Genomic DNA, 14,194 nt, shown 5'->3' with positions numbered 1-14,194 from the left:
TTACAGCCGCATCGGCATCACCACGTAGAGGGCGTCCCCGCTGTCCTCCGCTTCAATCAGGCCGCTGCTGCTGGCATCCTTCAAACTTATCCTGACCTTGTCGGACTTCAGGGTCCCCAGCACGTCGAGCACATAGGAAACGTTAAAACCAATCTCGAGCGGGCTGCCCTGGTAGTCCACATCCAGCATCTCTTCCGCCTCTTCCTGTTCCGGGTTGTTGGCGGTGATCTTGAGGGTCTGTTCCAGCAGATTGAGCCTGACACCACGGAATTTTTCATTGGAGAGAATGGCTGCCCGGGTAAAGGCCTGCCTCAGCTCTTCCCGGCCGCAAATCAGGGTTTTGTCGCATTCCCGCGGCAGTACCCGGCGATAGTCCGGAAAACGTCCGTCCACCAGCTTGGAGGTGAAGATAAAGCCCGGGGTCACTGCCCTGAGATTACTCTTGCCGATCTGCAGGCGTACGTCCTGATCCTCGTGTTCCAGCAGCTTGACCAGCTCCAACACCCCTTTGCGCGGCACAATTACCTGCTGGGCCGGCAATTCCTCCGCCAGCAGCGGCCGCTGGCAGGTCGCCAGCCGGTGACCGTCGGTGGCCACGGTGCGCAGATTTTGCCCCTCGGTTTCGAACAACATGCCGTTGAGGTAGTAACGCACATCCTGAATGGCCATGGAAAACTGGGTGGACTCTATCAGTTTCTTCAGGGCCAGCTGGTTGATGTCGAACTCCAGCTCCGAGCTCCATTCCTCTATATTGGGAAAATCCGCCGCCGGCAGGGTGGACAGATTGAAGCGGCTGCGCCCCGAACGCAACAGCAGCCGCTCTCCTTCCAGAGTGAAGGTCAGCTCGGCGCCGTCGGGCAGGCCCCGGCAGATATCCAGCATCTTGCGCGCCGGCACTGTCGTGCGCCCTTCCACCACCGGCGCCGTCAGGGGCACCCGGGCCACCATTTCCACCTCGGTATCGGTGCCGGTCATCGACAACGAGTCCGCCCCCGCACTCAGCAGGATATTGTTGAGAATCGGCAGGTTGGGCCGGCCACCCAGGGCACTGGATACCAATTGCAAGGGGCGCAATAGGGCTTCGCGGCTGATGGTAAACTGCATGGGGCTCTCCGGTTCAGGAAGACAGGGTACGGATAAGATTGGAATAATCTTCCTTTATATCATGACTCTCTTCCCGCAGCTGGCCAATTTTTCGACAGGCGTGCAGCACAGTGGTGTGATCGCGTCCCCCAAAGGCATCGCCGATTTCCGGCAGCGAATGATTGGTCAGCTCCTTGGCCAGGGCCATGGCCAGCTGGCGCGGCCGGGCCACGGAACGGGAACGGCGCTTGGACAACAAATCCGCCACCTTGATCTTGTAGTACTCGGCCACCGTCTTCTGAATGTTGTCTATGGTCACCAGTTTTTCCTGCAGCGCCAGCAGGTCGCGCAATGCCTCGCGCACAAAGTCGATGTTGATGGCCCGCCCGGTAAAGTTGGCGTTGGCGATCACCCGGTTCAGTGCTCCTTCCAGCTCGCGCACGTTGGATCTCAGCCGCTTGGCGATAAAGAAGGCCACTTCATCCGGCAGGTGCATGTTGTTCTCGGCCGCCTTGCGCATCAGGATGGCCACCCGGGTTTCCAGCTCCGGCGGCTCAATCGCCACCGTCAGTCCCCAGCCGAAGCGGGACTTGAGCCTGTCTTCCACCCCGTCGATCTCCTTGGGGTAGCGATCCGAGGTCAGGATGATCTGCTGGTTGCCTTCGAGCAGGGCGTTGAAGGTGTGGAAAAACTCCTCCTGGGAGCGCTCCTTGTTGGCGAAGAACTGAATGTCATCGATCAACAGGGCATCCACACTGCGGTAGTAGCGCTTGAATTCCTCGATGGCGTTGTTCTGCAACGCCTTGACCATGTCCTGCACGAAACGCTCGGAGTGCATGTAGATCACCTTGGCGTCCGCCTTGCGGGCACGGATGCCGTTACCCACAGCGTGCAGCAGGTGGGTCTTGCCCAGGCCGGTGCCGCCATACAGGAACAAAGGGTTGTAGGCCCCACCCGGATTGTCCGCCACCTGGCGGGCAGCGGCTCTGGCCAGCTGGTTCGATTTACCCTCGACGAAGTTGTCGAAGGTATAGTTGGGATTCATGTTGCTCTTGTGATTGATCTGGGGCTTGTCTTCGGCCTGCTCGATCCAGGAAGGCGCTGCCTGGGCCCTGGCCTGAGGCTTGTTATTGGCCACCAGGTTGATCTGGGTGCGCTTGTTGCCCACTTCGAACTTCAGTTGGGGGCACTGGCTGCCGCAGAACTCCCCCAACAGGCTGTTGATCCGGATCAGGTACTTATCCCGCACCCAGTCCAGCACGAAGCGGTTGGGGGCAAAAAGGGTCAGGGTATCGTCGCCCAGCTCCGCCTGCAGCGGCCGGATCCACATACTGAATTCCGCGGAAGGCAATTCATCCTGTAGCCGGTTAAGACACTGCTGCCAAAGCATAGCGCTCATCAGAACTCCTGAAACATAAGGGATCAATCAAGGGGCAGTTATTCTACTGAGCCGGGGGCGGGATCTCTAGCCGGATCGCGCCGATCCGGGAAAATATGATCCTTGACTTCCGTCGGATCATCACAACCTCATGCACAGGATCCGCCATGTTATAAACAAGCTACGCACATCAGGATCCCTTTCCCGGACAGCCTGTTGATAAACCATAGACAGACTCGATTTGAGCTTTTTACTGGGCGCCTTCCAGCACGGCCGGGCCTGCAGCAAAAAACTGGCCAGACCGCCTTTGCTGGTATAAAAAGGGCACCATCATATATGCTGTAGCAATAATGACTGCGCCTGTTGCCGTCATGCCATTTCCACCGGGAGAATTCTCATGTTGAAGTCACTGAAACTGATGGGCGCCGCCCTGGCCCTGTCCACCACCCTGCTGACCCCCGCCATGGCCGCCGATGCGGTCAAGGTCGGCATGTCGGGCCGCTATTTCCCTTTCACCTTCGTACAACAGGACCAGTTGCAGGGCTTCGAGGTCGACGTCTGGAACGAAATCGGCAAGCGCATCGGCCGGGACGTGGAGTTTGTGACCACCAACTTCTCCGGCCTGTTCGGCATGCTGGAAACCGGCCGCATCGACACCATTTCCAACCAGATCACCGTGACCGCCGAGCGCAAGGAAAAATACGACTTCTCCGACCCGTACGTCTATGACGGCGCCCAGATAGTGGTGCGGCGGGGCAACGACAGCATCCAGGGCCTGGAGGATCTCAAGGGCAAGAAGGTGGCGGTCAACCTGGGCTCCAACTTCGAACAGCTGATGCGCCAGCACGACACCAACAACGAGATCGACATCATCACCTATGAGACCAACCTGGAGCAGGATGTAGCCCTGGGCCGGATCGATGCCTTCGTGATGGACAGGGTCGGATCCGCCCAGTTGATCAAGGAAGCGGGCCTGCCGCTGCAACTGGCCGGCCACCCCTTCGAGACCATGGAAAACGCCTTCCCCTTCGTGAAGAAGCCGGAGCAACAGGCGCTGCTGGCGGAGGTAAACCAGGCCCTGGCCGAGATGCGCGCCGACGGCACCCTGGCGCAAATCTCCGAGAAATGGCTGGGCGCGGACATCACCAGTAAATAAGCATGCAATTTGATCTCGACTACACCCTGGCGCTGTTTCCCATCCTGTTCAGGTATCTGGGCACCACCATGGAAATGGCGCTGCTGGGTTTTGTGTTCGCCCTGATCATCGCCGTGGCGCTGGCGGTGATCAGAACCTTCCAACTGCCGGGGCTCAATGCCCTGGCCAGGCTGTTCATCTCATTTTTCCGCGGCACCCCGCTCTTGGTGCAGTTGTTTCTGCTGTATTACGGCCTGCCCCAGATTTTTCCGATATTCATTGGCATGAACGCCTTCACCGCCGCGGTGATCGGCCTGACCCTGCACTTCGCCGCCTACATGGCTGAGTCGATCCGCGCCGCCATCCTCGGTATCCACAAGAGCCAGATGGAAGCGGCCATGAGCATCGGCATGACCCGCGGCCAGGCCATGGGCCGCATCATTCTGCCCCAGGCGGCGCGCATCGCCACGCCCTCGCTGATGAACTACTTCATCGACATGATCAAGAGCACTTCCCTGGCCTTCACCCTGGGAGTGGCCGAGATCATGGCCTCGGCCCAGAAGGAAGCCTCCAGCAGCTTCAAGTTCTTCGAGGCCTTTATCGCCGTAGCCCTGATCTACTGGGCGGTGGTGGTGTTCTTCACCCATCTGCAGGGGCGGCTGGAACGGCGCCTGAACTCGGCGTATTAGGAGGCCCTCATGATCACACTGCGTAACCTGACCAAGGTGTACAACGGCCAGACGGTACTGGACGGCATCGACCTGGATATCCAAAAGGGGGAGATAGTGGTGATACTGGGGCCCTCCGGCACCGGTAAATCCACCCTGCTGCGCTGCCTCAACCTGCTGGAAACCCCGGAAGCCGGCACCCTGGAGATCGACGGCTTTCATATCGATCTGGCCCGGCACAATGGCAAACAGGCCATAGAACTGCGCAAGCGCACTTCCTTCGTGTTCCAGAACTACGCCCTGTTCGCCAACAAGACCGCCCGCGACAATATTGCCGAGGGGCTGATCACCGTGTGGAAAAAGCCGAAAGCCGAAGCCCGTGCCGAAGCCATGCGCATCCTCGGCGATATCGGCCTGGCAGAAAAAGCCGGCGCCTATCCTTCCTCGTTGTCCGGTGGCCAGCAGCAGCGGGTGGGTATTGGCAGGGCCATGGCCAGCCACGCCAAGGTGATGCTGTTCGACGAACCCACCTCGGCACTGGATCCGGAATGGGTTGACGAGGTGCTGGGGTTGATGAAGAAACTGGCCCTGGCCCACCAGACCATGGTGGTGGTGACCCACGAAATCGGCTTCGCCCGGGACGTGGCGGACCGGGTGATCTTTATGGACGGCGGTCGTATCGTGGAGCAGGGGCCGCCGGCCACGCTGCTCACCAACCCCCAGGATCCCCGCACCCGCGCCTTTCTGCGCAAGGTGCTGCCAGCTGCCTGAGCAAGCACCTAACGGCTTGCCAAGGCGACGCGGCCCTGTATAATCCGGGCTCCGCGATCTTCGGGATCCCGGATCGATCCGGTCAGGCCAGCATGCGGCGAGACCGTGTCGAGATTCATGCCATGCCGATTGACGCCGGGCGCTTAACTGTTTAGAATTCGGCCTCTTTTGTGGGGCCGTTAGCGGTGGGTGCCAGCATCTCCCGGCATTGCGGTCAAACTGTACAGTAAACTGACAAGCGGTAATAACGATGAAACGCACTTTTCAACCTTCAAATTTGAAGCGCAAGCGCAGCCACGGCTTCCGTGCTCGTATGGCCACTAAAAACGGCCGTAAGGTACTGGCTTCCCGCCGCGCCAAAGGTCGTGCCCGTCTGAGCGCCTAATGGCCAGGCATGCCTTTACACGGGAGTTACGTCTGCTAACTCCCGCCCACTTCAAAAACGTCTTCGACAACCCCGTCAGAGCCGCCTCACCCCACCTCACCTTGCTTGCCAAACCGAATGAACTGGGTCATCCCAGACTGGGACTCGCCGTGCCCAAAAAAGCACTCAAACGTGCCGTCTGGCGTAACCGGGTCAAGCGGGTGGTACGGGAATCCTTTCGCCTGCGACAGCACCAGTTGCCCGCCATCGATATCGTGGTGGTCGCCAAAAAAGGCATAGGGGATGTGCCCAATGACGAACTGTTCGAGCTGCTGGATAGACTATGGCGCACTCTTTCTCGCCGCTGCAATGGCTCAGCATAGGCCTTATCCGCTTTTATCAGCTGGTTATCAGCCCCCTGCTCGGTCCCAGGTGCCGTTTCACCCCCACCTGCTCCCAATACGCCATTGAAGCCATCCGGCTCCACGGTTTTTTAAAAGGCGGTTGGTTAACCGTCAAACGTCTATTAAAATGCCATCCTTTAGGTCCAAGCGGCCACGATCCGGTCCCGACAAAGCGAAGAAAATAAACTATGGAATCTCAACGCAATATCCTTCTTATCGCTCTGCTGCTGGTGAGTTTCCTCATCTGGCAACAGTGGCAAACGGACAAGGCGCCGCAGCCAGAAACGGCGCAAAGCACCCAGACCAGCGCCGGTGAGGAAACCTTCGTTCCGGAAGCGGATCAGGTCAGTGGCGAAATCCCGACCGGAGAAGTACCGGCCGCCGCCAGCCGTCGCCTGGTAACCATCGGTTCCGACTCGCTCCGGCTGACCGTGGACACCCAGGGCGGCGACATTGTTCGCGCCGAGCTGCTCGAGCACGACAGAACCCTGGATTCGGACGACAAGTTCGTCCTGCTGAGCAACACCTCAGGCTTTGTACATGTGGCCCAGAGCGGGCTTATCGGCCGCGATGGCCCCGACGGCCGCGCCGAGGGCCGCCCGGTGTACCAGGTGGAGCAGAGCGATTACCAGCTTGCCGAGGGCCAGGACAGCCTGACCGTGCCCATGACCTTCACCAACGAGCAGGGCGTGGTGTTCACCAAGACCTTCACCCTCAAGCGCAATGAGCATGTGGTTGAAGTAGGCTATCGGATCGACAACCAGAGTGCCAACCCGGTACAGGTCCAGCTTTACGGCCAGCTCAAGCAGAGCGAAACCGATCCCGATGCCAAGGGCGGCAGCATGCTGATGGCCTCTGCCTACCGTGGTCCCGCCTACTCCAGCAGCGAAACCCGCTATAGCAAGTACGACTTCAAGGAAGTGCGCGAGGCCAACCTCAACCGCACCACCGAAGGCGGCTGGGTGAGCATGCTGCAGCACTACTTCGTGTCTGCCTGGATTGCCCCGCAGGACCAGCAAAACCAGCTGTATACCCGTTTTCTCGCCAACCAGGGCCAGGCCATCATCGGCTTTAAGGCGCCGCCGGTCACCGTTGAACCGGGCAGCGAGCAGCACGTTTCCGCCAAACTGTGGCTGGGTCCCAAGCTGCAGGACGAAATGGCCGAAGTCGCTCCCAATCTGGATCTGACCGTGGACTACGGCTGGCTGTGGTTTATCGCCCAGCCGCTGTTCAAACTGCTGCAGTTCCTGCAAAGCTTTGCTGTTAACTGGGGTCTGGCCATCATCCTCACCACCTTCGTGGTACGCGGCATCATGTACCCCCTGACCAAGGCCCAGTACACCTCCATGGCCAAGATGCGCATGCTGCAGCCCAAGTTGCTGGCACTGCGCGAACGCTACGGCGACGACCGCCAGAAGATGTCCCAGGGCATGATGGAGCTGTACAAGAAGGAAAAGGTCAACCCGCTCGGCGGCTGCCTGCCCATACTGGTGCAGATGCCCATCTTCATCGCCCTGTACTGGGTGCTGATGGAGTCGGTAGAACTGCGCCACGCGCCCTTCTTCCTGTGGATTGACGACCTGTCGGTGCGTGACCCCTACTTCGTGCTGCCTATTCTGATGGGCGCCAGCATGTTCGTGATCCAGAAGATGAGCCCGACCACGGTCACCGACCCGATGCAGCAGAAGGTGATGCAGTTTATGCCGATCATCTTTACCTTCTTCTTCCTGTGGTTCCCCGCCGGCCTGACCCTGTACTGGCTGGTGAGCAACGTGGTTACCATAGTCCAGCAGTGGTTCATCTTCCGCCAGCTGGAGAAGAAAGGCCTGCACGGCAAGGCCGCCTCCTGAGGCCACTGGCCTGAGCGGCATTAACGCAATACACTGGGCGGCCTGAGGGCCGCCTTTTTTATTGGCAGGCAGCACCGCCATACTGAACCGAACAGCGAATTCCGGAGTAACAGAACTCATGTCCAACGACACCATCGTCGCTCAGGCCACCGCCCCCGGACGCGGCGGCGTCGGCATTATCCGCGTCTCCGGCCCACGGGCCGAAACCGTGGCCCTGGCCGTGCTCGGTAAGGTGCCCAAGATACGCTACGCCGACTACCTGCCGTTCAAGGATGAACAGGGCACCGTGCTGGACCAGGGCATCGCCCTGCTGTTCAAGGGCCCTCACAGCTTTACCGGTGAAGACGTGCTCGAGCTGCAGGGCCACGGCGGCCCCGTGGTGCTGGACATGCTGGTACGCCGCATTCTGGCCCTGCCCGGCCTGCGCCCGGCCCGGGCCGGCGAGTTCAGCGAGCGGGCCTTTCTCAACGACAAGCTGGACCTGGCCCAGGCCGAGGCCATTGCCGACCTCATTGAGGCCTCCAGCGAGCAGGCCGCCCGCTCGGCGCTGCAATCCCTGCAGGGCGAATTTTCCACCCGGGTGCACGGCCTGGTGGAAGCGCTCACTCACCTGCGCATTTACGTGGAAGCGGCCATCGACTTTCCCGACGAGGAAGTGGACTTTCTGTCCGACGGCAAGATCGCCGGCGAGCTCTACGGCATCATGGACCGGCTCACCGAGGTGCAGCGGGAAGCCCGCCAGGGCGCCATTATGCGCGAGGGCATGAAGGTGGTGATCGCCGGCCGGCCCAACGCCGGCAAGTCCAGCCTGCTCAACGCCCTGGCCGGCAAGGAGTCGGCCATTGTCACCGACATCGCCGGCACCACCCGGGATGTGCTGCGGGAATACATTCACCTGGACGGCATGCCCCTGCACATCATCGACACCGCCGGCCTGCGCGAGGCCAGCGACGCGGTGGAGCGCATCGGCATCGAGCGGGCCTGGGCCGAGATTGAACAGGCCGACCGCATTCTGTTTATGGTGGACGGCACCACCACCCAGGCGCGACACCCCAAGGACATCTGGCCCGACTTCGTTGACCGGCTGCCGGCCCACATTGGCCTGACCGTGGTGCGCAACAAGGCGGATCTCACCGGTGAGCCGCTCACCCTGACCAGCGACGGCGAGCATCCGGTCTATCCCATCTCCGCCCGCACCGGCGAAGGAGTGGAGGCGCTCAAGGAGCACCTCAAGGCCTGCATGGGCTTTCAGGGCGGCGGCGAAGGCGGCTTCAGCGCTCGCCAGCGCCATCTGGATGCCCTGCACCACGCCGACCAGCACCTGATCATGGCCAGGGAACAACTCGAGGTGTACATGGCCGGCGAGCTGGTGGCGGAAGAGCTGCGCCTGGCCCAGGAACAGCTCAGCCAGATCACCGGCGAATTCACTTCAGATGATTTGTTAGGAAGGATTTTCTCGTCGTTCTGTATCGGGAAATAACTTAAGGCCTTTTTACTGATGGCATACACGAACCTGAATCCCGGCAAGGCACTTATCTGGCGGATTACTCACCGTCACAACCTGCCGTGGATTCTGGCCAACGGTCTGCATGCAGGCAACAGCCCGGTCCGCTCGTCGGGCTGGATGACCATCGGCAACCTGGAGCTGATCGATCGCCGTGCACACCGGCCGGTACCGCTGCCACCGCACGGCATGCTGAACGATTATGTGCCTTTTTACTTCACACCATTTTCGCCCATGTTGTACAACATTCATACTGGGCGAGGTGGCGTTGCCCATGTTGCCAACGCCGATATTGTGATACTGGTGTCCAGTCTGCACTGGATTACCGAGCTGGGGCTGCCCTTCGTGTTTACCGATCGTCATGCGTACACCATAACCGCAAATTACTATAATGAGCTATCCCGGCTGAATGCCATCGACTGGCCGCTACTGCAGCAGCGCAACTTTCAACGTGACCCGAACGATCCCGAGAAGGTAGAGCGCTACCAGGCCGAAGCACTAATTTATGACCAGGTACCCGTTCAGGCACTGCTGGGTGCGGTGTGCTATACCCCGGATATTAAGACAGAATTACAAGAACAGACGGCCACACTGGGTGTCCAACTGGATATTCACTGCATGCCTCAGTGGTACTTTTGAAACCAGGCCGTTTGAAGGAGAACGAAATGATCAGCTACACCACCGGCAACCTGCTCGACGCCGAGGTAGAGGCGCTGGTGAACACAGTAAATACGGTTGGTGTGATGGGCAAGGGCATCGCGCTAATGTTCAAGGAGCGCTTTCCCACCAATATGGCCGCCTACGCCAACGCCTGCAAGGCTGGTGAGGTAAAGACCGGCCGCATGTTCGTCACCGAAACCGGCGAGCTGATAGGCCCACGCTGGATCGTTAACTTTCCCACCAAGCAGCACTGGCGTGCCAAGTCACAGCTACAGTGGGTTATCGACGGTCTGGCTGATCTGCGCCACTTTATTGAAATGAACCAGGTGCGCTCCATTGCCATCCCTCCCCTGGGAGCAGGCAATGGTGGCCTCAAGTGGGCAGAAGTGAAGCTTCATATCGAGAAGATACTGGGCGATCTGGAGGGGGTGGAGATTGTTATCTATGAACCCTCTGCCCAATATCAGAATGTCTCCAAGCCCAAGGGCGTGGAAAAACTGACCCCCGCCCGCGCCCTGATCGCCGAGCTGGTGCGCCGCTACTGGGTGCTGGGCATGGAATGCAGCCTGCTGGAAATTCAGAAACTGGCCTGGTTTCTAGAGCGGGCCATTGAGGCCGAAGGCCTGAAAAACCCTCTCGACCTCCGTTTTGAAGCCAGCAACTATGGCCCCTATGCCGACCGCTTGCGCCACCTGCTGGGTGCTCTGGATGGCAGCTACCTGAAAAGCGACAAACGCATCAACGACTGCGACCCACTGGATACCATCTGGTTCAACGATTCCAAGCGCGACAAGATAGAAGAGTATCTGAACACCAACGCCAAGGATTATTTGCCTGCTCTGGACAAGGCAACCCGGCTGATTGACGGCTTCGAGTCCCCATTTGGGCTTGAGCTGTTGTCCACCGTAGACTGGCTGCTGGCCAAAGAGCGCATCGCCCCCGAGCCCGGTGCCCTGCTTGAGGGGCTTGGTAAATGGCCAGCGGGTGAGACCTGGGCTCGACGCAAGCTCAGGTTATTTGACCAGCCAAAGTTGAGCCTGGCCCTGCACCGTCTGCAACAGGTGCCTTTACAGGCGGCGATTTCAAGGATGTAGGTAATCGGTAAATACGCGGAAATTATTGCCTTCATGTAAACCTGCGACCTGAATGGAAGGACCCAGACATCCAACCAGACGATGAAATAAAGACGATTGATACGCGACTGGCGGAGCTGGAGCGTGAAAAAGCGGCTCTGCTTGCCCGCAGACAGGAGCTGTTCCGATCTGAACCTGTTAACGAACTGCTGACACCGCAGCAAAAGGTGGAGCTGTTTCAGGGATTATTCCGTGGTCGTACCGATGTGCATGCAGTGCGTTGGGAAAAAGCTGATGGCCGCGCTGGTTATGCAGTGGCCTGCAGCAATGAGTGGGTTCAGGGCATCTGCCTGAAGCCGAAAATCAAGTGCGGCGATTGCCCTCACCGCCGATTCACTCCGCTGGACAGCCAAGTGCTATTCGCCCACCTGTCGGGAAAACTGGTTGCCGGCCTCTACCCTATGCAGCCGGATCATCATTGCCACTTGCTGGCGATGGACTTTGACAAGGCAGACTGGAAGGCAGATGTGAAGGCAATCGCGCATCTGCCGCCAGAAGCAGCTCCCTTATGCACTGGAGATATCCCGCTCCGGGGCCGGAGCCCATGTGTGGATATTTTTCTCGGCACCGGCGCCGGCATGGTCTGCCCGGGCATTGGGTTTCAGGCTGCTCGACAAGGCCATGGAGCTGCACCCCGGTTTATCCTTTGACTCCTACGACCGTCTGTTCCCTAATCAGGACATAATGCCTCAGGGTGGCTTTGGCAACCTGATCGCCCTGCCCTTGCAATACGAAGCTCGGGCCCGTGGCGGCAGCGTATTCGTCAATGACGAGCTGCAGCCTTATGAAGACCAGTGGGCATTTCTGCGCGAGTTAACACGGGTCAGCCCCGCCCAGCTGCAGGAATGGGTGGGGGAGCCACCAGAGCCTGCCTCCAACAACGATGAGACCGCTCCCTGGGAACAGGGGCTGCATATAGAGAAAGGGCCTGTACCGAACTGCCCCGAACGCATCACCGTCACCCTGGCCAATCATGTTTATATCAGGCTGGCCGACATGCCTGCACCGCTGGCGGCACGCATCAAACGCTTGGCGAGCTTTGCCAACCCGGTGTTCTTCAAGACCCAGGCGCTGCGCTTTTCCACCCATGGCATTCCCCGCTATATCTCTTGCGCCCGCATCGAGCAGGGCTACCTGTCGGTGCCCAGAGGCTGCCTGGACGAGGTGCTTGCCCTGTTGCGCAAGCAGAACATACAAGTGGACATGGAAGACCGCCGGGTTACAGGCTCGCCCTTACCACAGCTGGCACTCAGGCTGCCGCTACGAGACAACCAGCAAGCCGCCGTCGATGCCCTCACTCAACACGATACCGGCATATTGCATGCGCCCACGGCTTTTGGCAAAACCATCACCGCCATCGGCGTAATTGCCAGCCGCAAGGTCAATACTCTGGTGCTGACCCACAGCCGGCAACTGCTGGATCAATGGAAGGAGCGGCTGGAAAGCGTCCTTGAAGGAGTCACTGTCGGTGTGTTCGGCGGCGGCAGGAAAAAGGCCACTGGCCAGGTGGATGTGGCTACCTATCAGAGCCTGATCGACCGGAAAGACAACACCATTGCCGGCTTCGTTCGCGATTACGGCCAGATCATCATCGACGAGTGCCACCATATCTCGGCCCCTCGCTATGAGTTGCTGCTCAATGAACTCAACGCCAGATATGTGCTTGGCCTGACGGCCACACCAAACCGTCAGGACGGACACCAGAAAATCATGCTGATGACCGCCGGCCCAATCCGTCACCGGGCTCAGTCCGATCACCAGTCAGGCTTTGACCAGCGCGTGATCGTGAGAAAACGCCAGGAAGCTCCGCCAGCCGAACTCCGCCAACCTGAAGAGCGCCCCCATATTGCCACTGTGTACCGCTGGCTGGCCGAGAACCCGGCGCGCAACGAAGCAGTCATTCAGGATGTGATAGCGAGCGTGAAGCAAGGCGGGAATTGCCTGCTGCTGACCGAGCGCCGGGAACATGCCGAAACGCTGGCTGGCATGCTGTCCGATGCCGCCCTCAGCGCCGTGGTGCTCAGGGGTGGTATGGGCGCGAAGGAACGCAGAAAAGTGGAAGCCGCTGCCCGATGCGCAGGTGGTGGTGGCCACGGGCAAGTACATTGGCGAGGGGTTTGACCTGCCCCGGCTGGATACGCTGTTTCTGGCCCTGCCCATCGCGTGGAAAGGCACTTTGGCCCAATATGCCGGCCGGCTGCACAGGGAGGCCACAGGCAAGCAGTCCGTCACCATCTACGACTATGTCGACACCGGCCTGCCCATGCTACTCAGAATGTTCCACAAGCGGGAGAAAGGCTACCTGGCCATGGGTTACCGGTTTGTCACATCGGAACAAATCGCACTGCTGTAACGCCTCTTAACTGGCTATTGCCTTGCCATGGGAAAGATGAGGCTCCACCCGGCGAACATTTTTCGCTTCCTGCTCGTAGGCGCTGTGCCGTACATCCCAGAGCTCCACCGCATGCTGAATATTCAGCCAAAACTCGGGAGTATTGCCCAGCGCAGCCGCCAACTTAATCGCCATGGGGGCGGTCAGGGCTCCCTTATCGTGCACGATGCGACTCAGTGTGTTCCGGTGAACGCCCATGGCATCAGCCAGCTCGCTGATTTCGATGTTCATCGGCCCCAGAAATTCAGTGGCAAGCATCTGCCCCACTGTCGCCGGACGACGTTTTGTAGTTCTCATTGCCTTCACCTCCATTACCCCTTGTACACATGCGGGTCCAGATACGTCTCCTGGGCTACTCCATCCTGCCAGCGAAAAATCAGACGATACTTGTTCACACGGATGGAACACCATCCCGCCAGGCTCCCCTGCAAGTGCTCAAACCGGTTACCGGGCGGAATTTTCAAGTCTGCTTCCTGAGCTGCCGCATCCAGGATCTGAAGCTTTCTGAAGAGCGGCTTCAATAATACTGGGTATCTTTTTATGGCCCTTGTCCTCCTCATAGAAAGCCTCAAGCCATGCATCCCTGAATTCAACTGCCATGGTTAACCAAACATTTTTTAACCATATATGCACAACAACATTGTGCAAAAACGGTAGGCTTTGCTCAGGAGGGAATGGCGACTATTCTGGCCGAAGGTAACAGACTCTTTTGATACCTCCATTGACAAGGTCAGTAACCCGTTGCCAAACGACTTCCCCGACCACATCCGCGACTCAATACTGGGAGGAGTCAAAACCAGATCTTCCCGGCTGACGACCGGCAGAGAGTGAACGACCGAACATACAGGCGGG

The 14,194-nt window shown here is 59.2% G+C and carries 16 protein-coding genes and 1 pseudogene; 13 read left to right on the top strand and 4 right to left on the bottom strand.

Features of this window, described 5'->3' with window-relative positions; genetic code table 11:
- Nucleotides 1-1,104, bottom strand: a complete 1,104-nt coding sequence (gene dnaN / locus C7I36_RS10695; RefSeq protein WP_106453702.1) for a DNA polymerase III subunit beta — start codon at nucleotides 1,102-1,104, stop codon at nucleotides 1-3.
- A 13-nt stretch (nucleotides 1,105-1,117) separates the two neighbouring features.
- Entirely contained in the window at nucleotides 1,118-2,482 is a 1,365-nt protein-coding gene (dnaA, locus tag C7I36_RS10690) for a chromosomal replication initiator protein DnaA (RefSeq protein WP_106453701.1), read from the bottom strand.
- Nucleotides 2,483-2,858: 376 nt separating this feature from the next.
- On the opposite strand from dnaA, the gene C7I36_RS10685 reads away from it, so the two are divergent.
- From C7I36_RS10685 to C7I36_RS17565, 13 genes and pseudogenes are all read left to right on the top strand, one after another.
- Nucleotides 2,859-3,617, top strand: coding sequence for an amino acid ABC transporter substrate-binding protein (locus C7I36_RS10685; RefSeq protein WP_106453700.1), 759 nt, complete (start codon nucleotides 2,859-2,861; stop codon nucleotides 3,615-3,617).
- Nucleotides 3,618-3,619: 2 nt separating this feature from the next.
- On the top strand, nucleotides 3,620-4,285 hold the full coding sequence (locus C7I36_RS10680; protein WP_106453699.1) for an amino acid ABC transporter permease: 666 nt from the start codon (nucleotides 3,620-3,622) through the stop codon (nucleotides 4,283-4,285).
- Between the two features lie 9 nt (nucleotides 4,286-4,294).
- A complete protein-coding gene (locus C7I36_RS10675) occupies nucleotides 4,295-5,035 on the top strand; it encodes an amino acid ABC transporter ATP-binding protein (RefSeq protein WP_106453698.1) in 741 nt (246 codons plus the stop codon).
- Nucleotides 5,036-5,285: 250 nt separating this feature from the next.
- The gene (gene rpmH, locus C7I36_RS10670; protein ID WP_082633349.1) at nucleotides 5,286-5,420 is read left to right on the top strand and encodes a 50S ribosomal protein L34; all 135 of its coding nucleotides are present in this window, start codon (nucleotides 5,286-5,288) and stop codon (nucleotides 5,418-5,420) included.
- Entirely contained in the window at nucleotides 5,420-5,782 is a 363-nt protein-coding gene (gene rnpA / locus C7I36_RS10665) for a ribonuclease P protein component (protein ID WP_106453697.1), read from the top strand. Before rpmH ends, rnpA begins: the two co-directional genes overlap by 1 nt.
- Nucleotides 5,743-5,988, top strand: a complete 246-nt coding sequence (gene yidD / locus C7I36_RS10660; RefSeq protein ID WP_106453696.1) for a membrane protein insertion efficiency factor YidD — start codon at nucleotides 5,743-5,745, stop codon at nucleotides 5,986-5,988. The genes rnpA and yidD overlap by 40 nt, the downstream gene beginning before the upstream one ends.
- Before the next feature lie 3 nt (nucleotides 5,989-5,991).
- Nucleotides 5,992-7,653, top strand: a complete 1,662-nt coding sequence (gene yidC / locus C7I36_RS10655) for a membrane protein insertase YidC (RefSeq protein WP_106453695.1) — start codon at nucleotides 5,992-5,994, stop codon at nucleotides 7,651-7,653.
- 118 nt (nucleotides 7,654-7,771) lie between these two features.
- Complete coding sequence (gene mnmE, locus C7I36_RS10650; RefSeq protein WP_106453694.1) at nucleotides 7,772-9,133, top strand: tRNA uridine-5-carboxymethylaminomethyl(34) synthesis GTPase MnmE; 1,362 nt, start codon at nucleotides 7,772-7,774, stop codon at nucleotides 9,131-9,133.
- A gap of 18 nt (nucleotides 9,134-9,151) precedes the next feature.
- Nucleotides 9,152-9,796 carry a type II toxin-antitoxin system toxin DNA ADP-ribosyl transferase DarT gene (gene darT, locus C7I36_RS10645; protein ID WP_106453693.1) on the top strand — a complete coding sequence of 215 codons (645 nt, stop codon included), beginning with the start codon at nucleotides 9,152-9,154 and terminating at the stop codon, nucleotides 9,794-9,796.
- A 26-nt stretch (nucleotides 9,797-9,822) separates the two neighbouring features.
- Nucleotides 9,823-10,911, top strand: a complete 1,089-nt coding sequence (gene darG, locus C7I36_RS10640) for a type II toxin-antitoxin system antitoxin DNA ADP-ribosyl glycohydrolase DarG (protein ID WP_106453692.1) — start codon at nucleotides 9,823-9,825, stop codon at nucleotides 10,909-10,911.
- Between the two features lie 206 nt (nucleotides 10,912-11,117).
- Nucleotides 11,118-11,736: pseudogene (locus tag C7I36_RS17575) on the top strand (TOTE conflict system archaeo-eukaryotic primase domain-containing protein); the annotation flags it as partial.
- A gap of 210 nt (nucleotides 11,737-11,946) precedes the next feature.
- Nucleotides 11,947-13,071 (top strand): DEAD/DEAH box helicase family protein, encoded by a 1,125-nt coding sequence (locus tag C7I36_RS17570; protein ID WP_425445047.1) that lies wholly within the window; start codon nucleotides 11,947-11,949, stop codon nucleotides 13,069-13,071.
- Nucleotides 13,037-13,303, top strand: a complete 267-nt coding sequence (locus C7I36_RS17565) for a hypothetical protein (RefSeq protein WP_219899640.1) — start codon at nucleotides 13,037-13,039, stop codon at nucleotides 13,301-13,303. Before C7I36_RS17570 ends, C7I36_RS17565 begins: the two co-directional genes overlap by 35 nt.
- Nucleotides 13,304-13,309: 6 nt before the next feature.
- On the opposite strand, the gene C7I36_RS10630 is transcribed toward C7I36_RS17565, so the two are convergent.
- Complete coding sequence (locus C7I36_RS10630) at nucleotides 13,310-13,639, bottom strand: HigA family addiction module antitoxin (RefSeq protein ID WP_106453721.1); 330 nt, start codon at nucleotides 13,637-13,639, stop codon at nucleotides 13,310-13,312.
- Nucleotides 13,640-13,653: 14 nt separating this feature from the next.
- A complete protein-coding gene (locus tag C7I36_RS17980) occupies nucleotides 13,654-13,902 on the bottom strand; it encodes a type II toxin-antitoxin system RelE/ParE family toxin (RefSeq protein WP_425445046.1) in 249 nt (82 codons plus the stop codon).
- Nucleotides 13,903-14,194 lie beyond the last annotated feature (292 nt).

Origin of the sequence: Zobellella taiwanensis, from assembly GCF_003012795.1 — a bacterium.
GTDB lineage: Bacteria > Pseudomonadota > Gammaproteobacteria > Enterobacterales > Aeromonadaceae > Oceanimonas > Oceanimonas taiwanensis.
This window is presented reverse-complemented; position numbering and strand designations above follow the sequence as displayed.